The organism is Paenibacillus sp. FSL H7-0737 (genome assembly GCF_000758545.1).
Taxonomy (GTDB): domain Bacteria; phylum Bacillota; class Bacilli; order Paenibacillales; family Paenibacillaceae; genus Paenibacillus_AQ.
On the sequence record NZ_CP009279.1, the window covers coordinates 5431821 to 5451543 of the forward strand.

At 44.9% G+C, this 19723-nt stretch carries 12 protein-coding genes; 6 read left to right on the forward strand and 6 right to left on the reverse strand.

What is annotated here, in order from left to right; translation table 11 throughout:
- Positions 1-126: 126 nt before the first annotated feature.
- A complete protein-coding gene (locus H70737_RS23790; RefSeq protein ID WP_042191278.1) occupies positions 127-1749 on the reverse strand; it encodes a mannitol dehydrogenase family protein in 1623 nt (540 codons plus the stop codon).
- Positions 1750-2826 (reverse strand): mannonate dehydratase, encoded by a 1077-nt coding sequence (gene uxuA / locus H70737_RS23795; protein WP_042191280.1) that lies wholly within the window; start codon positions 2824-2826, stop codon positions 1750-1752. It lies immediately after the preceding gene.
- A 222-nt stretch (positions 2827-3048) separates the two neighbouring features.
- Here uxuA and H70737_RS23800 point away from each other — a divergent pair, with 222 nt between their 5' ends.
- A complete protein-coding gene (locus H70737_RS23800) occupies positions 3049-3702 on the forward strand; it encodes a GntR family transcriptional regulator (RefSeq protein WP_042191283.1) in 654 nt (217 codons plus the stop codon).
- 331 nt (positions 3703-4033) lie between these two features.
- Here the strand turns inward: H70737_RS23800 and H70737_RS23805 are convergent, their stop codons facing one another.
- The 3 genes from H70737_RS23805 to H70737_RS23815 form a co-directional block, all read right to left on the reverse strand.
- On the reverse strand, positions 4034-5089 hold the full coding sequence (locus H70737_RS23805; protein ID WP_042191285.1) for an NAD(P)-dependent alcohol dehydrogenase: 1056 nt from the start codon (positions 5087-5089) through the stop codon (positions 4034-4036).
- A 43-nt stretch (positions 5090-5132) separates the two neighbouring features.
- Positions 5133-8573 (reverse strand): glycoside hydrolase family 2 TIM barrel-domain containing protein, encoded by a 3441-nt coding sequence (locus H70737_RS23810; protein WP_042191287.1) that lies wholly within the window; start codon positions 8571-8573, stop codon positions 5133-5135.
- 96 nt (positions 8574-8669) lie between these two features.
- Positions 8670-10760, reverse strand: coding sequence for an alpha-glucuronidase family glycosyl hydrolase (locus H70737_RS23815; RefSeq protein WP_042191289.1), 2091 nt, complete (start codon positions 10758-10760; stop codon positions 8670-8672).
- Positions 10761-10885: 125 nt separating this feature from the next.
- Here H70737_RS23815 and H70737_RS23820 point away from each other — a divergent pair, with 125 nt between their 5' ends.
- The 5 genes from H70737_RS23820 to H70737_RS23840 all read left to right on the forward strand — a co-directional run bounded on the left by H70737_RS23820 (position 10886) and on the right by H70737_RS23840 (position 17991).
- On the forward strand, positions 10886-11770 hold the full coding sequence (locus H70737_RS23820) for a helix-turn-helix domain-containing protein (RefSeq protein ID WP_042191291.1): 885 nt from the start codon (positions 10886-10888) through the stop codon (positions 11768-11770).
- A gap of 262 nt (positions 11771-12032) precedes the next feature.
- Positions 12033-12764 carry an ABC transporter ATP-binding protein gene (locus H70737_RS23825; protein WP_042191293.1) on the forward strand — a complete coding sequence of 244 codons (732 nt, stop codon included), beginning with the start codon at positions 12033-12035 and terminating at the stop codon, positions 12762-12764.
- Positions 12761-13816 carry an ABC transporter permease gene (locus H70737_RS23830; protein WP_042191295.1) on the forward strand — a complete coding sequence of 352 codons (1056 nt, stop codon included), beginning with the start codon at positions 12761-12763 and terminating at the stop codon, positions 13814-13816. Before H70737_RS23825 ends, H70737_RS23830 begins: the two co-directional genes overlap by 4 nt.
- A 58-nt stretch (positions 13817-13874) precedes the next feature.
- Positions 13875-14564 carry a TetR/AcrR family transcriptional regulator gene (locus H70737_RS23835; RefSeq protein ID WP_081951189.1) on the forward strand — a complete coding sequence of 230 codons (690 nt, stop codon included), beginning with the start codon at positions 13875-13877 and terminating at the stop codon, positions 14562-14564.
- A gap of 82 nt (positions 14565-14646) precedes the next feature.
- The gene (locus H70737_RS23840) at positions 14647-17991 is read left to right on the forward strand and encodes a DEAD/DEAH box helicase (protein WP_042191297.1); all 3345 of its coding nucleotides are present in this window, start codon (positions 14647-14649) and stop codon (positions 17989-17991) included.
- Positions 17992-18071: 80 nt separating this feature from the next.
- Here H70737_RS23840 and H70737_RS23845 read toward each other — a convergent pair whose 3' ends face one another.
- A complete protein-coding gene (locus tag H70737_RS23845) occupies positions 18072-19601 on the reverse strand; it encodes an exosporium glycoprotein BclB-related protein (RefSeq protein WP_042191299.1) in 1530 nt (509 codons plus the stop codon).
- Positions 19602-19723 lie beyond the last annotated feature (122 nt).

Sequence of the window (19723 nt, forward strand, 5' to 3'; positions counted from 1 at the left end):
GTATATTAGCGTACTAGACTGCTAAATTCAGATAAACCAAATGGACTAGACACGAAAAAGCCTCATGGGGGATAGCTCTGCGGGGTGCAGTAGCTTTTACTCCATGAGGCTTTTTGTAAATGTGATCTACCCTAACTCTTCATTTAAATGCTTTTCCAACGTTCTCCGTACAGCCCCTGGGCCTTTCAGCATCTCATAGAAGTAGCTTTCAATCTTGCTACCCAGACCGATTTCATATAACGGTACACCAAAGATCTTCTCATTATCTAGAATTCTATGCACATTAGAGGTCGAATCTCCCAAAGTCACCCCCTGCAGATGCGCTTGAAGCGACTCCATTAACGGATCGGGACTTAGCTCAAATGAATTCCCTTCATCGTCCACTCCGATCAAATAGCGGCACCAAGCAGCAATTGCTAGTGGAATCGCCGTTAATTCAGCTGGATGAAGATCTTCGCGTTGTACATAGGATTTGATCGTTTCCCCATAACGTATGCCTATCTTCTGCGACGTATCTGTCGCAATTCGCTGCGGGGTGTCCGGAATAAATGGATTCGCCAATCGCTCTTGCAGCACTTCATCCAAAAACTGCTGTGGACGTAGAATGATAGGATCTACAACTACAGGCAATCCTTCGTTATACCCAATCTGCTCGGCTAATGTACGAAGAGTCTGATCCTGCATCTCATCCGAAATCTGTGTGTAGCCTAGTAGACAGCCAGTGACCGCTAATGCAGTGTGCAAGGGGTTTAGACAGGTGGTAACTTTCATCGTTTCTACCCTGTTCACGGTCTCACGATCTGTGAATATAATGCCGGCTTCTTCTAATAAAGGTCGCCCATTCGTAAACTTATCCTCAATGACCAGATATTCACTAACTTCTGCGTTAACAAAAGGCGCGGTATGGGCGTTCCTCGAAGTAATAAGTATATCCATGCCGCCAATCCCTTGCTCCTGTAAAGCATTACGTACTACCTCGGATGGACGTGGTGTGATTTTATCGATCATCGACAAGGGGAATGTTATTCGACTCTCGTCTTCGAGGTACGCAACAAAACCTTCCTCCACAATCCCTTTCGCAGCCCATGCCTTGGCGATTGTAATCATGCTATTTTTCAGCATATCCCCATTGTGCGAACAGTTATCCATACTGACAAAAGTCATCGGATACTGCCCCTTAAGATATCGACGGTACGCTAGAGAAGCGATCACACTCATGCTGTGGGAAGGCTGCTCTGGCCCTTGCTCCATATCCTTCTTCACGATATCAAGATACATTCCATCAGGACCGGTCAAGGTATAACCTTTCTCTGTGATGGTGAAGCTGGCCATCTGAAGGCTCGGGTTTTCAAAAATTTCAACCAAACGGCAGTAATCCTGCGCTCGATTCTTGTTTGCCATAATAGCTTCGGTAATGCTGCTAATGACCTTTTTTGTAAACTCGCCACTCGCATTCATTAGTACGAGAAGTGTTAAATGATCATGCGGTTTATAAATTTTGTCAATCAGCTCGTAGTCAGAGGAGGTAGCGGCAATAATACCTGTATCTGCTTTTCCAAGCTCCAACAGCTTCTGGTGAGCATTCGCAACAAATCCCCGAAAAATATTTCCCGCTCCAAAATGAACCCATTCCGGCCTAACGCGCGTATTCTCTGCCACCTGCTCATAATCAAACTGAGGAAGCTCCACGTCAGCGTCCTTCCACGCCTCTGCACATGATTGAATACTCTCTCTTGTCAGAAGCAGCATTCACTTCACCCCCATCGTATTGTCGAGACTATCCCACACACCAAGTAAATACATGATCCCCATTGCTCTATCGTACAGCCCGTACCCTGGGCGGCAAGTCTTCTCTTCCCCCCACAAATGACGACCATGATCTGGACGCACATATCCCGTATATCCATTCTCATGATACGCTTTAACAACCTCTGCCACATCCACACTGCCATCCCGTCCACGATGAGAGACCTCAATAAAATCTCCGTTCTCAAAAACCTTAACATTTCGAATATGAGCAAAATGAATACGATTACAGAATTCCCGAATCATAGCCGGCAGATCGTTCTTCGGATTCGTACCGAGCGACCCAGTGCAGAAGGTTAATCCATTATACGGACTATCTACTGCGTCAAGTAAACGACGGATCGTATCACGGCTGCGGACAACGCGGGGCAAGCCAAAGATCGGCCAAGCAGGATCATCGGGATGAATAGCCATTTTGATATCGACTTCTTCACAGACAGGAATAATGCGCTTCAGAAAATAGACCAAGTTCTCGAACAGCTTCTCTTCCGTTACATCTGCATAAGCGGCGAATAGCTCATCGAGCTTCGCAAGACGCTCCGGCTCCCAGCCAGGCATCGTAAATTCACCTGCCCCCTCGAGAATACGATTCACCATGTCGCGCGGGTTCTCATTAATGGCCGCATTTTCATAAAAAAGAGCATTCGAGCCATCTGGCAATTCCTTGTACAGCTCCGTCCGAGTCCAGTCAAAGATCGGCATGAAATTGTAACAGATCACTTTAGTACCGACCTTGGCTAGCTTCCGTATGGTGTCTATGTAAATATCGATATATTTATCACGCGTCGGGAGTCCAATCTTGATATCATCATGGACGTTCACACTCTCTACTACGGCAGTGCTAAACCCTTTGCTCGTAATTTGATCCGCAACCTTTTGAATGTCATCCATTTCCCACACTTCGCCCGCTACCTTATGATGTAGTGACCAGACAATACCCATTACCCCCGGAATTTGCCGGATATGATCAAGCGTAATGTTGTCATTGCCTTCTCCATACCATCTCCATGTCATGTTCATCTAGATAAAACCTCCTATAATTTCTTATTTCGAGATCTTGTATACAAGATAATATACTCAAATATTAGATTTAAATAATACCTTTTGTCAATGACATAAAATCAATAATTACCGTTCTTGTATACAAGATCAAAAAATTATATAATGAAATCACTATCTTATTTCAGGATCCCGTTTCAGATATCCGCATTACAAATTCAACGGCAATGGAGACGCAACCTCATGTCCACCAAAAATGATATTTTGAACCTATTAAAGCACGAAATTCTTAATTTAACGCTAAAGCCTGGAACCATTCTAAGTGAGACCGTGTTATCCGAACGGTTTCAGATATCCAGAACACCTTTGCGCGATGTACTAAAGCAGCTATCCCTCGAGTCCTATATTGATGTGTATCCGAAGAAAGGGAATCTGGTTTCATACATTGATTTGGAATCTGTCGAGCAAATGATCTATTTAAGAAGCGTTTTGGAAAAAGACATTATCAAAGGTCTATGCGGCAGCCTTACTCTTAAAGGAATTATAGAACTTAAGAAGAACCTAGAAGAACAAAGAAATGCTATACATCAAGAACATGCCATTGAGCACTTTTTTGCTTTGGATGACGCCTATCATAAGACGTTATTCACCTTAGCAGGACATGAATTTTTGTGGGAGCAAATTAAGTTCTCCCATGTGCATTATGAAAGATATCGACGCCTGCATACGCTAAAGCAAGAAAAGCTGAAGAAAATTTTGAGCGAGCATCACATGATCCTGGATTGTATGACAAACCATGAACCAGACAAAGTGGATGAGCTAGTCCAGCATCATTTGCGTGAAGATATGAACTCCTTATACTTACTGGAGAATTTTGCAGATTATATTAAAGCGTAATACGCGAAGAGGCTGTCCTACTGTAGAAAGATTTGTCCAACTTGGCATATCTATGTGTCTTCGGACTCGTTGTTTTTGTTGAAACTTCCCCCTCTAAAACAGCGGAGAGGACGGACTGATTGTGGAAAAGCGATAGCGTTCGCCTTGGTCTCCGGATTTTTACCGCGTAGGGAAAATAAATTAAATCTGGAGACCACAGCGATTGGAACAACGGTCCGTTCGCGGAGCGTCCATATAAAAAGCAATAGTTGCTCCTACGTAAACACAAAAAGACCGCCTCAAGCAGCCATTTTCATGGCTTTTGGGACGGTCTCTTTTTATATAACACGCATTAAGGCATATTCGGATAAATCATTACCTTAATACTTGTATCCTTCTCTTTACGTGCTACTTCAAGAGCTTCTTGAGTATCTGTAAGCGCAAAGCGATGCGTAACTATTTTCTCAATATCTAATGAAGAATGCTGCAACGCTTGGATCGCAGCCGGATAGGTATTCGCGTAACGAAAAACACCATAAGCATCGATCTCACCATCGATAAATTGTCCCATGTCCATCGGAATAGCACTATCGGCTGGTAAACCGACAAATACAATTCTCCCGCCACGGCGAACCCACTTAATTGTATCCGCCATCGCTCTTGCGTTACCCGATGATTCTACGACGAGTGTAACTCCAAATCCGTTCGTTAACTCATTGAGTCGCTGTCCAACATTCTCTTTTACTGGATCTAATGCTGCAGTGAAGCCCATCTCCATTGCAAGTTGACGCCGAAAAGGTACGACATCCGTACCATAAATTTCAGAAACGCCAAATAGCTTTGCTGCTTGTCCTGCAAGCAGTCCGATCGGACCAAGACCCGTTATTAGCACTCGATCAAACGGTTGAACCTTACCACGCATCATTGCGTGAAAACCAACCGACAATGGCTCCAGCATTGCACCTTCCTCATAACTCATAGAATCCGGAAGTTTAAATAGATAATCGCTTGGCATGACAATGTATTCTGCCCAAGCCCCATTTACTGGGGGTGTTGCAAGAAAGACCACATCTGGGCACAAATTATAACGTCCTGATTTACAATAGTCGCATTGTCCACAGGTCACGCCTGGCTCAACCGCTACTCGGTCACCTACAGCTATATTTGATACCTGCTTACCAACCTCAACGACTTCACCAGCCAGCTCATGGCCTAATATGATCGGTTCCTTTACTACATAACGACCGATTCTTCCATGCTCATAGTAATGAACATCTGACCCGCAAATTCCTATACAATACACCTTAATTAGCGCTTCATTTTCCTTAGGAACAGGAATATCTATTTGCTTCACAGAAATCGATAATTGCTCATCCATTATTGCAGCATTCATCTTGCCTGTTAACATGTACACGCACCTCATTTATCGTAGTAGTTGAAAGGACAATCGATCATTCAAACCGAAACCAACCGAAATCGAACTGACTTCCAGGCAAGAAGATAAACGTTACCTTCTGCTCCCCTGTCACTTTCTCCAACTCAAATACTCGCTCTACATATCCATCTGACTGTGTAAATTCGATCAGTTGATTGTTAGATGCTTCACCCTCTTCGAAGCAAAGATGAATGGTATTCTTATCGATCGGAGATCTCCCACAAATGACAAGCTTTGAAGTACCTTCCGTCGTAAAATCCATCTGCTCGAACACGAGAGATACGTTATTCCCGATTCCTTCAACACCCTGTTCCGCGATGGTGAACGTATCACCATAAATGCGATCACAATCCACAGCCCTATTCTGCTCGAACGCTCGGTTCTTTTTCACAAACGAGAAGCCTTTAATGTGCACCTTCTTCTGTAATACAAAACAAATAGAGCTGATGCCAGTAAGTCTTTTGGATAATAGATAGGTTGCCTCCTGATAAACATTCCATTGCGATTCCTTCTGATAAATAACGTCTGCCAAAAGCTCACTGTTCTCTTCGTCCGGCATGCCTTCCCAAATCTGGAGCTCGTAGGCTTCGCTAGACAATGCGAATAGGGGAATCGTTATCAAATCCGAGCCGTAAGTTCCAAAGTCAATCTCGCGATAAGCAACCTGCGTCTCACCATCTCGACTCGTTGCTACGCCTCGTTCATTTCCGTTTCCGACTTCGCCTTTAACCTCGTCATATAGACCGCCAGATATAAATCCATACGGATCCTTGTAAGCCGTCCCCAGACCGCTCGCTGTAAATTCCAACTGTGAAATCAGCTTTGTCTTTTCCGTACCGTTCTTACTCATACAGCGAACGCGGAAACTCCCATCTCCTAACGCCGTGATCTTGGCTTCTTGTCCCAGTTGTTCGAGCCGCGCTAGATTGGACTCAATCCCTGCATCATTTACAATACTCCACTCCACTTCAGTATAGGAAGTGTCTTTAGGGTAAAGGATGGCGTGTACATTCATTTCTCTTCTATTTTCATTAAACTGTTGTCCAGAATGACTTATAATTTCTATCTTTCGTAAAGGAATTTCTTCTACATTTCCCATCACACAGGGCAACGCTAGATTTCTAGTGTTAGCTGAAATGCCTATTCCACGATCTGCCACAGGGAGCGATTGAAGCTTTAGCTTACTACCTACTACACCTTTCGAGGTAACCTCAACTGTTATCGTACCTGCTTCTAAACTCGCAGCAACAATCGCCATAAGCTTGCCGCTGAACAAGCGTCTACTCGTTCCTTTGTATGGATCATAGTCCGTGCTGTCTCCATTATCTAAACCGATCAAACGGCCTGCTCCGCCCACCTGAACCTGAACGCGATTGTTTGCATTCTCAACGGCATTCCCGCGCTCATCCTCCATCGTAATTTCGATGAATATTAAATCTGTGCCGTTCGCAAGGAGTGTACCCTTATCAGCCTTTAAGCAGATTCGACTCGCATCCCCGAACGATTTCCTGATGTCTACTGCAATGATTTGGTCAGCCTCATCATAAGCGATTGCCTTGAGCTCGCCTGCTTCATAAGGAATCTTCCACCAGCCCGCTAGCTGCGTTCCATGCACATGATCGATTTCATAGGTCCCAACAGTCTCACCATTGAACTGCAATTCTATCTTGGGAGCATTCGAGCAGACTCGAACATCGATCATTTGACCGGGATTGAAATCCCAATAGGGAAAAATATGCACCATCGGATGCTCCTTGTAATTTGTCCAAGCCGCTCGATAGATGTAATATGAATCCTTTTTAAAGGTTGCTGTATCAATCTGCCCAAAATACGAATTCTTCGTATGATACGGTGTAGGTTCACCAATATAATCAAAACCCGTCCATATAAATTGCCCTAATGAGAACGCTGCATCTCGCTCCGCGATAATACACGCTTCTGCCGACTTCGCTCCCCAGCTTGTAGAGCTATTACCTAGTGCAGAGCACTGCTCATCGTCATCAGCCAGGATGGATTGCTCGAATGGGAAATGATATATTCCCCTGCTCTGCACAATAGAGGCGGTTTCACTACCATAGATAATCCAGTCAGGATGTTCCGCGTGATGCTGATGGTAATATTTTTCCGCATAATTGTAGCCTGCCACCTTTACGATGTCCGCACATTTCTGAGCATTCTCCCATGGCATATAGTTCGATCCAATGGTCACTTTCCCGTTGCCTTTCGGATCATATTGAAGCACGGCTTCCATCAACATGCTCGTCAATTCTTGCCCTCGCTTGTCAGCATGCGTATCATAAATTTCATTGCCAATACTCCACATTAACAAGCTTGGATGATTACGATCTCGCATGACCCAGCTTCTCACATCTTTTAACGCCCAGTCCTTGAAAAATCTTGCGTAATCATATGTGGTCTTCGATCGCTCCCACATATCAAAGGCTTCTGAAACCACAAGCAGCCCCACTTCGTCCGCCAGATCCATAAGCTCTGCTGCAGGCATATTATGAGCGGTGCGTATTGCATTTACGCCCATGTCCTTTAAGATCTCAAGTCTTCTTCGCAATGCTGCTGTATGAAACGCCGAACCCAATGCTCCAAGATCATGATGCTCACAAACTCCGTTAAGCTTGATCTTTAACCCATTCAGAAGCATTCCCTCTTGCGGATCCAGTACAATCGTTCGAAAACCTATACACTGTGTTACTTCTTCTATTGTTGTCCACACATCATCAGAGCCCTGATCAGGTGCCTTATGCTGCAATTCCGTTTTTAGCTGATATAAATGCGGCTCACCGGGGCTCCATAATAAAGGATTTTCTACTGTCAGCACCTGACTTACACGTGAGGTAGCTTGTGTTAATTCTACTGCGGAGATCTTCTCAACACAGGTCTTTATCTCTCGATCCTTGTACAGAATGGTTTGGGAAAGCCGCATATCTCCTGTAATGCTCACATCGGTGTCTATCTCCACTAGCCAAACGTCTTTTTTTTGTACCGTATGAATGTAAATTCCATCTGTCACGATATGATTACAATCTCTTGTCTTGAGCCATACATTCCGGTAGATACCCGCTCCTGAATACCATCTACTATTCGGACTCTGATGCACAACCTTCACTAGAATTTCATTTTCCCCGTCTATGAGCATATCTGTAATCTCGTATTCAAAGGAAGAATAACCGTATTTCCACTCCCCAACCCATTGATGATTCACATAAATCGTGGAGTCCATATAAATACCATCAAAACACAGCAATAGCTGCTCATCGTTCTTAGTATTTATAAAATACTTTCGATACCAGCCAATACTATTCTCATATAAGTCTAACGTGTTATAAATCAACCAATCATGTGGGAGATCGACGGGATGGAAATCCAAGGACTCAGCATTCGTCACTTCTAAAGTACTCTTGGCGAATTCCCAGCCCTCATTAAATAATCTTTTCTGATTCAAGGTGTATCTTCCTTTCTTCTCATAGGACTATGAAACAAAGGGATGGAGCAATAGAAGGAGTGGCCCTGCTGGACACACTCCTCCTACTGCTAATATTTAGTATATTGTACGTTGATGCTGGTCTGGGATACCGCTTTTTCGATAGAAATACGTATTGATGATATCTCTCCACTCGCGGGCATGTAGTACCTGTTCATGCAGACGGTCTGCCACCTGCCCATACCTGCTGTCGTCCATTTTCCCCTCAAGGGATTCCCACTTCTCTTTCAGCCCTGCTGCGCGATCCACGCCATCAAAATGCGTATCATAAATATGCTGGATGACCGTTTTACCAGATTTAAGAGTATGCGTATACGGTACATGATGAAAGAACAGTAATAGCTCATCTGGACAAGTAGCTACCGATTCATAAAAATCTACATTCGCTCCTTGATACTGAGCAACATATCCCGTACCCGTCTTTATTGTCCGGTCTACGCCAATCCCTTGTAAGTCTGCAAAATGATACGTTCCCCATTTCGAATATTCATATCCATCCACATTTGGACCGTAATGATGATCAGGATTGACCATCCAGCCTACCCCAAGCGGCGAAGTATAAGATTCATAGATATTCCAGGAGGTTAACAAGATCTCACGAATCGTATCTATTAACTGCTCATCCTCTGCACTGAACGTGAGCATTGTCCATTCCTTCGCGATTTGCTCTGCACTTAATTCCGGATTCCAAGCGAGACGACCGTAACCATATAGATTGGCCTGCGCTAACAAATGCCCCGTCCAGTTATGATCATTGCCAATATTTGAAACAGCAGCGAAGCCGCTATATTTATAACCGTACATGGATCCATCGACGACCCGTTTCACCGATGACTCCGAATCCGTTGCGTACGTATTAAAATCAAGAACTTCCTTCCATTGAGGGACGAGGTAGCAGACATGACGCTGTTGGCCTGTATATTCCTGCGTAATTTGGAACTCAATCATCATATTCGTATGCTCCATGGCACCGAACAGCGGAGATACGCCTTCCCGTACTTGGAAATCCATAGGACCATTCTTCACCTGTAAAATAACATTCTCCATGAACTGGCCATCCAGCGGTTTAAAGTGATCATATGCCGCTCGTGCACGATCGGTGGAGCGATCCCGCCAATCCTGTTTGCAATTGTAAACGAAGCAGCGCCAGATGACGATTCCCCCGAAAGGCAATAAAGCTTCAGCCAGCATGTTCGAACCTTCTGCATGATCACGATCATAAGTGAATGGACCTGGACGATTCTCTGAATCAGCTTTTACGAGGAAACCGCCGAAATCTGGAATCAATTTATAAATTTCTACCGCCTTTGCCTTCCACCATTGGCGTACATCAGTATCTAACGGATCAGCTGTATTCAATCCACCGATTTCGATCGGGCTAGCATAGTTAATACTTAGGAATAGCTTCACCCCGTAGTTACGGAAGATATCGGCAATCCTCGCGATGTCAGGCAGATAGCGCTCTGTAATAAACATCGTTTCAAACCGATGTACATTGACATTGTTTATAGCAATCGCATTGATTCCAATCGAAGCGAGCATTCTCGCATAATCTTCCAATCGATCAAAGTCCTTAGTGATTTCGTTGTCTGAGTAAAATATGGACTTCCCTGCGTAACCACGTTCGATGCTTCCATCGATGTTATCCCATTGATTCATCATGCGGAGCGTATTTACCGGCTGATCCAACATATCCAACGCCTTAATCGATTGACCCGTTCCAAGCAAGCGTAGGAATGCAAATACACCGTACAGTAAACCCACGGGTGTGGAAGCACCAATTGCAATACAGTCCTTCTCCGTGTTTGTTCGAATGGCATATCCTTCTGATCCAATTGCTGTCCTTGTAGCCTCGCTAAAGGTATGCGTAATCAACGGATGATTACTATCAAACGTACCGATTGCAATACAAGCTTGTTTATCTTTATCCTGAGATTCAGCAATGGTAGCATCTATATCCAGCATTCCTTGTATGCCACGTGTTAGTTCTTGCACAGCACTTTTGATCACTGGATGATCCTGTTCGGGGATCAAAATGTTATTGCACCAAGAAGCATAGCGCTCTCTTACGGTACTCGATTGAATATAAGGATATTCGAGCCAAGCTTTATACCCTGCGTTATGTAATTCTGTCTTTTGTTCTGCCATAATTCGATGTCCTCCATTAGTGAGTAAGACTTTTTAATCTAGATGTTGCTAGCTGTGCAATGGTTCTCTTATACTTTTGTAAACGATAGGTTATCCGCATCCCTACTAATAGGAGGAACACGAATGTGACGTACCATGAGCAGCAGGACTTACAACCGTTCCATCTCTATTTTGTATATAAAAGAACAAGTACAAATACAGACGACTATCAAGGTACATTCCATGCTCATCAGGGTGTTGAAATTCTTATTGTTCATGAAGGTAAAGGGACGCTGATTATTGATCAAAATAGCTATGAAATAAAGCCAGGGATGATTTGTATTTTCCAGCCGTATCAACTGCATCATATTCAAATTGAAATTAATGAGGCGGTTCCGTTCGTGCGTTCGATCGTGCATTATGAGCCCAGCATATTTAAAGCTTATTTTGAAAAGTGGCCCATCCTACAGAGCTTTTTCAATCATATTCACAGCGGCAATTCTGCCTCACCTCGATGGTATGAACAGCAGGACCTGCAATCCCTGATAGCTCTTCTGAAGGATCTGGATAAAGCGCTTCCAACTTTGCACAAAAATGATTTCATGGAAGAGGTCTCATTGTTTCTCATCACGTTCCTACGTACTTTAAAGCCGCTTTGGGATACACAGCAGAAGCCGGCCTCCATGGAACAATTGCTTCGTAAACCACATCAGGCAGAACGTATTATGGAATGGCTGCAGTTGCATTACAAGGAACCTTTGCGGCTTGATCAAATGAGCAAGGCTCTGCATCTTTCACCCCATCATTTATCCCACTTGTTCAAGGAATGTACAGGCAGCAGTATTTCCGATTATTTAACGGTCAAAAGAATGCAGGAAGCCGTTCATCTTCTGACTTCAAGCAAATACACAGTTGCACACATCGCCGAGGAAGTGGGGATCACAAATTGCTCTCATTTTTGCAAATTGTTCAAAACCCATTTCGGAACAACGCCTAATCAATTTCGGAAGCAATGGCATTTGCATCATTGAGTTGTCGAACATCCCAGCTGGATTCCTTGTTAACATCATATCAAGTTGGTTCGTGAGCAGGTATTCGCATCTTGTGCAAAAATGCCGCTACTTTGCGATTTACACCTAATTGTAAGTTAGTTTCAAGTAGCGGAAATCTAGCACTTTACATTTACTGGATTCCGGAGCACAATAATGAGTGAGCGCTCACTCATTATTGTTGTGCAGAGCACTCAGTAACACCACTTTGTATCCCAGACTATTCAGAATCGAGGAGATGAATATGGGTTCGGAAGTTCCAGTCATTTCAGTGAGCCATGTTAGTAAAGCCTTTGGAGACAAACAGGTGCTCGAAGATATTTCACTTCAAGTGGAGCGTGCGGAAACCTTCGGCATATTAGGGCCCTCTGGCTCCGGAAAAACAACGCTAGTAAAGCTGCTTACAGGTATCGATGAGGTGACCTCAGGTGAGGTAAAGGTGCTTGGTGTCACCATGCCTAAGTTATCCATGCTGCAGCAAATTGGATACATGGCTCAATCTGATGCCCTATATACGGAACTCAGCGCAAAAGAAAATCTGGAGTTCTTCGCTGCGCTATATGGACTAAAAGGTGCGGAGCGCGGAAAACGCATCAAAGCTGTTATGGAACTAGTAGATCTTCAGGAGCATCTGCGCAAAAGAGTAGATCAATACTCTGGCGGAATGAAACGCCGCCTATCCCTGGCGATTGCGCTGCTTCATGAGCCTCCGCTACTTCTTCTTGATGAGCCAACAGTTGGTATCGATCCTGTACTCCGACTATCCATCTGGAAAGAACTAAAAGCGCTGAACGAGAAAGGTACCACGATTGTACTCACTACGCATGTCATGGATGAAGCTGAGAAATGTGATCGCCTTGGAATGATCCGTGATGGCAAGCTGCTTGCCGCCGACACACCTGCCGGACTGCTTGAAGCCACTGGCTCAGCTTCTATTGAAGAAGCCTTTCTATATTATGGAGGTGTCCGTTCATGAGAATTCGAGCGATCACCTTACGGATTTTGCGACAATTTATTCATGATAAAAGAACGATGGCCTTAATGTTCATTGCACCGCTCGTCGTTCTAAGTTTAATGAGCTTGGTATTCAACGGGGACGCCTATGAGCCAAAAATTGGAGTATCCGGTGTGCCACTAAATATCTCAGCTGCGTTAAAAGAAGAAAATACCACAATTAAAGAGTATCCCAGCGAAGAGCTAGGGAAAAGTGCTCTAGTAGAAGGAAAGATTGACGCTTTGATCACTTTGGACGGAAACGTTGGGAATTCAGGAGTCATCCCTCAAGTGTTGTTAGAGGGTAGCAACCCTACAGCCAACAAGGCGGTAATTATGACGCTTCAAAAGCTTTCTCAGAAGCTCCTTCCAAGTACAGAGAAACAGCTGCAATTACAGCCCCAGATCAGCTACTTATACGGTTCTGAGAATATGAAGACGATTGACCGCTTCGGTCCGATTATGATTGGTGTATTTGTTTTCTTTTTCGTATTCCTGATTGCCGGTGTTTCTTTCCTGCGAGAGCGGACTACAGGCACCCTTGAACGTTTACTTTCCACTCCTTTAAAAAGATGGGAGATTGTACTCGGGTATGTATGTGGTTTCGGCATTTTTACCGTATTTCAAGCGCTGTTGATCTCGTGGTTTTCCATTCAGATTCTTGGCATTATGATGACGGGAAGCTTTGGTTACGTAATGCTGATCACCTTACTCCTGTCAATGACTGCACTGACGCTGGGCACGCTATTATCTGCTTTTGCAGCCAACGAGCTACAGATGATTCAGTTCATCCCGCTTATTATCGTGCCACAAGTTTTCCTCAGCGGACTGTTCCCACTCGACACCCTACCGCTATGGCTACAGCGCATCGGCTACGCAACCCCAATTTATTATGGATCAGAAGCGCTTATGAACATCATGATCCGTGACAAAGGATGGAATTCCATCGCTCTGGATGTCTATGTGCTGATCGGGTTTTCACTATTATTCATGGTGCTGAATGTATTGGCACTACGCAAACACCGGAAAATGTAGCCTCACTAAGAACTTTCATCGGTTGAACGGAATGAACCAAGTTTGGAGGATAATTGTAATGAAAGAACATGATTCTGCGGAACGAAATATAGAAGAGCAGTGGATTGAAGAGCTGCTGGCCATAAGTGAAGAGGATAAACTGACACCGAAGCAGATTTCCATTTTGCATGCGGCGATTGAGGTGTTCTCCGAAAAAGGTTACGCTGCTGCTGCGACTAGTGAAATTGCTCAAAAGGCAGGCGTAGCAGAGGGTACGATTTTCCGATATTACAAAACCAAAAAAGATTTACTGCTCTCCATCATTGGCCCCACCATGAGTCGTATGCTCGCTCCTTTTGTACTGCGGAATTTCAACGGGGTACTCGATGTTCCCTATGACAGCTTCGAAGAATTCCTACGGTCATTTATCGTCAATCGTCTGGAGTTCGCCCGTAGAAATTTTAAAATGCTAAAGATTCTGATACAGGAGATTCCTTTCCAACCGTTGCTCAGAGAACAGTTCGCAGAAAATATTCTAAGCAAGGTGCTGGAGCGCGTCATAGAAATTGTTGAACACTTCAAGGCAAAAGGTGAAGTCATTGAATTACCCACACCCGCTATTCTACGTTTCACTATTTCATCCATTGGTGGGTATCTGCTTAATCGCCTGCTGCTACAACCGGAGAAGGACTGGAACGATGAGGAAGAGATTAACCTGACGATCCGTTTTATTATGCACGGGATTAGTGGAGTAGCAGCCCCTATTTGATGCGCACGCCCGTTCTGTTATCATAAGGACTATATAATAATCGGACTTTTCGAAGAACAAGTTACGAGGAAGGAATTATGTTATGGGCTTTAGTGTGACAGAACGGGTAATTAAGCTGCTGTGCGGCAAGTCTATTTTTGAAAAAGGATTGGCTTATTACCAGTCAGGAAGCGTCGATATAATAGATGTTGAAGAACGTAATGAATCCATCCCAGATCTTCCCCGCTCTCGTTATGAAGCGCTCGTTCAAGGGGGCATTGGCTACGAAGTCATGGTTGTCATCGATATCGACGGTGATGTCACGGCAGAATGTACTTGTCCTGCTTACACGCATGGAGGGCCTTTCTGCAAACATATCGCAGCCGTACTGATCAGCATTGATGCCCTTGAAACTGCTGGAGAACGGCCAGACCGTACCGGAACTTCCAGTCATTCTACTATTGAAGATACTGGAGTCTTAACCCCACGTAATGTTACGGATTCTACGCGAGACATGGGAGGAAGGTCCAGAGACCAGCATCTTGTGAGCAGCCTGCTAGGCATGTTCACCAACCATAAGCCGCGTCCGAGCGGTACTGGGGCTTTTATAGATAATAGAATCCCTTTAAATGTCGAGTTCATCTGCAAGCCATTCACTTACAGCTATAGCACTACCATGCTTGGAATAGAAATGAAAATCGGCTCGAAACGACTATATGTCGTTCATAGAATAAGAGGTTTTCTGGAACGTGTACATCGTGGAGAAACCTTCGAATTCTCCAAGCATTTCGTCTATGACCCTGCCATTCACAGCTTTCGGAAGGAAGATAACATCGTTCTTCAGAAGCTAATTGAAATTGTCTTAAATGAAAAAATGTATCGCGATAACATCACTAACTACTCTCCATATGGTGGCAGCCTGGGGGGAGATCGCCTGCTGGCTATCCCTCCTTTTTTCTGGGAGACGCTTCAGCCCGCACTTTCAGAGGTTCCGTCGGTATATCTGCAACAAGAAGAGGTGTTGTACGAAGGCATTCATATGCCTAATGAAGCACCGCCCCTTAGCTTTGCGTTCGAGCAAGCCGAAGGCGAAGGCTACCATCTGGATATTCAAGGACTGGAGCAGATCTCAGTTCTGGAAGATTACGGACTCGTGCTGTCTGAAGGTAAGCTGTTGAAGCTAACTGCTCAGGAATGCATGCGCCTATCTGAGATGAAGAAAATGCTGGAATCCTCTCGTCGAGATGGCATCGATATTGCCCCCGAACAAATGGAGCCTTTTATGGACAAGGTTATTCCTGGTCTGAAAAAACTGGGAAACGTGCATATCGCCGACTCTATTGCTGATCGAATTGTGCAACATAAGCTTATAGCGAGGCTCTATCTGGACCGTGTGCGAGATCGACTGCTCGCCGGGCTAGAGTTTCAGTATGGTGACATTATCATCAATCCTTTGGATGAAAAAGCCCATGTTCGCGGTACGGACTTGATTCTTATACGCGACGGTGAAGGAGAGGCCCGAATTCTGGAGCTGATGGAGCATGAATCCTTCGCCAAAACCGAAGGCGGGTATATTATGACGGATGAGGACGGTGAGTACGATTTTTTATACCACACGATTCCGTTGCTTGAACCACTATTGACGGTCTATGCGACCACCGCTGTCAAAGAAAGACTATTCACGGGAACTACGCCACCAAAAGTGAGTATTAGTTGGAATGAGAAAACCGACTGGCTTGATTTTAAATTCGACATGGGTGGTATTCCAGAATCTGAGATTGTGATGGTCTTAAAATCACTTCAGGATAAACGTAAATACTACCGATTGCCCGAAGGGGCACTGCTACCTCTGGAGAGCGAGGAGCTCCAAGAAATCATCACCTTTATGAACGAGATGGGCATTCGAGAAGGTGAGATTAAAGGTGTGCAATTTTCTTTACCAGTCGTTCGTGGGTTACACTTAACCTCTTCCGATTCTCAAAGTGACTCAGTCAAGCTAAGCAGATCCTTTAAACGATTACTTGCGAATATGCACAATCCTGAGAACCTTGATTTCCCTATACCAGATAGTCTGGCTCCTGTGCTCCGGGATTATCAGCAGTATGGATTTCAGTGGCTGAAGACGCTGGCCCATTACCGTTTCGGGGGAATTTTAGCGGATGATATGGGTCTTGGCAAAACGCTGCAGAGTATCGCTTTTCTGCTCTCTGAGCTTCCGGATATTCGTCAGAGTGGTCTGCCCGCTCTTATTGTCGCTCCTGCCTCTCTCACCTACAATTGGCATAATGAGCTTAAAAAGTTCACGCCTGAGATTAAGGCTGTTATTGCAGATGGAAGCTTAACGGAACGCGGTCGAATTTTAAAAAATGCAGCGAAGGCGGATGTAATTATCACCTCTTACCCGCTGCTTCGAAGAGATGTTCAGTTGTATGCTAAGAAATCTTTTCACACCCTGATTCTCGATGAAGCGCAAACCATAAAGAACCATACGACGCAGACCGCTCAAGCAGTTATGGCTCTTCAAGCCCGGCATCGTTTTGCACTTACTGGGACTCCTGTTGAGAATGCGCTAGAAGATCTATGGTCCATCTTCGGCACTGTGTTTCCCGGGTTATTTCCAGGTAAGAAGGCTTTTCACGATTTGCCGAGGGAAACTATCGCTAAACGGGCACGTCCTTTTTTGCTGCGGCGCTTAAAGAGTGATGTGTTAAAAGAATTGCCTGAGAAAATCGAATCACTCCAAGCCTGTGAGCTGTTCCCTGAGCAGAAGAAGTTATATGTCGCTTATCTCGCCCGTTTGAAAAAAGAGGCGCTTAAGCATCTGACCCAGGATAGCTTCGGTAATAATAATCGGATTAAAATCCTTGCTGGTCTCACCCGTCTGCGCCAGCTATGCTGTCACCCGGCTCTATTTGTGGATGGGTATGAAGGAAGCTCCGCCAAGTTCGAGCAGCTGTTTGAAATCATAGAGGAATGCCGCAGTTCAGGTAAACGAATGCTAGTATTCTCCCAGTTCACAGAAATGCTCGGTTTGATTGGACGTGAACTCGGCTATCAAGGTATTCCATATTTTTACCTAGACGGTCAAACGCCTGTGTCTCAGCGCGTAGATTTATGTAATCAATTTAATGAAGGAGAGCGGGATATTTTCCTGATCTCCTTAAAAGCTGGCGGAACCGGACTCAATTTAACAGGGGCAGACACTGTCATTCTATACGATCTATGGTGGAACCCTGCCGTCGAACAGCAAGCTGCAGATCGGGCTCACCGAATCGGACAGAAAAAAGTAGTTCAAGTCATTCGGCTCGTCACCCAAGGTACTGTGGAAGACAAAATGTATGAGCTACAACAGAAGAAAAGGAACTTGATCGATGAGGTAATTCAGCCAGGTCAGGAAGGGTTATCTACCCTTACAGAACAAGACATCCGAGAAATTCTGATGATCTAGGTGTAATGATGTTTGGAGAAAAATAGGGATATCCTTCAGCCAAATGGCTTTTGGGATATCCCTTTTTCAAATTCATCGTATTAAGTGATTGTAACTCCTGCACTAGCGTATCCAGCAATGGTTGTCGCAACGTCGACTCCGGCCGTTACTGTTGAAGTGAAGACCAACAGCAACCGCTCTCCAGTGGTTACAGGAATGCTCAAGCCTGTAGTAATACCACTGCTAATTGTGCCAAGTGAAAGGACACCTGTAAATGGAGGATTTAATGTGACTACAGCACCAGGGACTGCAGCAAAGGTATTGTTAGGTGTAGAAGAACTGAATAATTGAGCAGTGATTGTTACTGTAGAACCTAATAAACTAAGCGCTGCTGTTGTGCTGAAATAGGCCGCCAAAGAGGTAATTGTTCCGGTGCGTGGAACTGAGAATGCAAAGTTCAGCAAGGTTCCAGCCGCTCCGGTGAGATCTATCGTACCGCCAGCAGCACTAATATTCGTCGCACTACTTCCGAATCCTACGATACTTGAAGTATTCAGCAAGCCTCCTAATACAGTTGTCATAGCTACAGGAAGACCAGAAGCATAAGGAATGATTGCACCTGAACCAGCAGGTCCCGTTGCTCCGGTTGTTCCTGTCACTCCAGTCGCTCCAGTTGCGCCTCCACTTCCCGTTGCTCCAGTTACACCTGCGCTTCCTGTTGCTCCAGTTACACCTGCGCTTCCTGTCGCTCCTGTTGCACCTGCGCTTCCTGTCGCTCCTGTTGCACCTGCACTTCCTGTTGCTCCAGTCACGCCTGCACTTCCTGTTGCTCCAGTTACACCTGCGCTTCCTGTCGCTCCTGTTACACCTGCGCTTCCCGTTGCTCCTGTTGCACCTGCACTTCCCGTTGCTCCTGTTACACCTGCGCTTCCTGTTGCTCCAGTTACACCTGCGCTTCCTGTCGCTCCTGTTACACCTGCGCTTCCCGTTGCTCCGGTAACTCCTGCGCTTCCTGTCGCTCCTGTTGCACCTGCACTTCCTGTTGCTCCTGTTACACCTGCGCTTCCTGTCGCTCCTGTTGCACCTGCACTTCCCGTTGCTCCTGTTGCACCTGCGCTTCCCGTTGCTCCTGTTGCACCTGCGCTTCCCGTTGCTCCTGTTGCACCTGCGCTTCCCGTTGCTCCTGTTGCACCTGTACTTCCTGTCGCTCCGGTATCTCCGGTGGCTCCGGTGGCTCCAGTGGCTCCGGTGGCTCCAGTGGCTCCTGAATAACCTATATTTTCACCATACAATTCAGAGTAGACAAGCCGATGAGCAGTCACTAATTGACCTGTGCTGCTTTTTCCCCAAACTGAGACTTGAATTGGATCGTCTATCAAAGTTGGTGTTGTAAATGAAAATTCGAATGAATCAAAATTTGCATAATAATCATTTGTTAGTACTTCATTAGGTCCCACAGTATGAAGTTCACTAACATATAGTGTTCTTGTACCGTTCATATAATATCCTTCGACTTGAATCAACGACGCAGTGACATCACTCTGATTAACAAGTTTAATAGTAACAAGCTGAGTGGGTCTTTCACCGCTTACCAGATTGTTTTCTATAGGTCCAGTAGATAAATAACTCAAGTTATCAACTCCTTTTATTTTTAAATAGATTGCCTGCAAAAAATTCTAAATAGTAGTGTTACTATAATCATTCCTCCGATCTACTCTAAATTCGCTAACAATGAGCCTATTATATTTTTCAG

Bases quoted from the DNA above. Each gene is read 5' to 3' on its own strand.
- H70737_RS23830 (WP_042191295.1), top strand. From the start codon at position 12,761: ATGAGAATTCGAGCGATCACCTTACGGATTTTGCGACAATTTATTCAT.
- H70737_RS23825 (WP_042191293.1), top strand. From the start codon at position 12,033: ATGGGTTCGGAAGTTCCAGTCATTTCAGTGAGCCATGTTAGTAAAGCC.
- H70737_RS23840 (WP_042191297.1), top strand. From the start codon at position 14,647: ATGGGCTTTAGTGTGACAGAACGGGTAATTAAGCTGCTGTGCGGCAAG.
- H70737_RS23815 (WP_042191289.1), bottom strand. From the start codon at position 10,760: ATGGCAGAACAAAAGACAGAATTACATAACGCAGGGTATAAAGCTTGG.
- H70737_RS23790 (WP_042191278.1), bottom strand. From the start codon at position 1,749: ATGCTGCTTCTGACAAGAGAGAGTATTCAATCATGTGCAGAGGCGTGG.
- H70737_RS23800 (WP_042191283.1), top strand. From the start codon at position 3,049: ATGTCCACCAAAAATGATATTTTGAACCTATTAAAGCACGAAATTCTT.
- uxuA (WP_042191280.1), bottom strand. From the start codon at position 2,826: ATGAACATGACATGGAGATGGTATGGAGAAGGCAATGACAACATTACG.
- H70737_RS23835 (WP_081951189.1), top strand. From the start codon at position 13,875: ATGAAAGAACATGATTCTGCGGAACGAAATATAGAAGAGCAGTGGATT.
- H70737_RS23805 (WP_042191285.1), bottom strand. From the start codon at position 5,089: ATGTTAACAGGCAAGATGAATGCTGCAATAATGGATGAGCAATTATCG.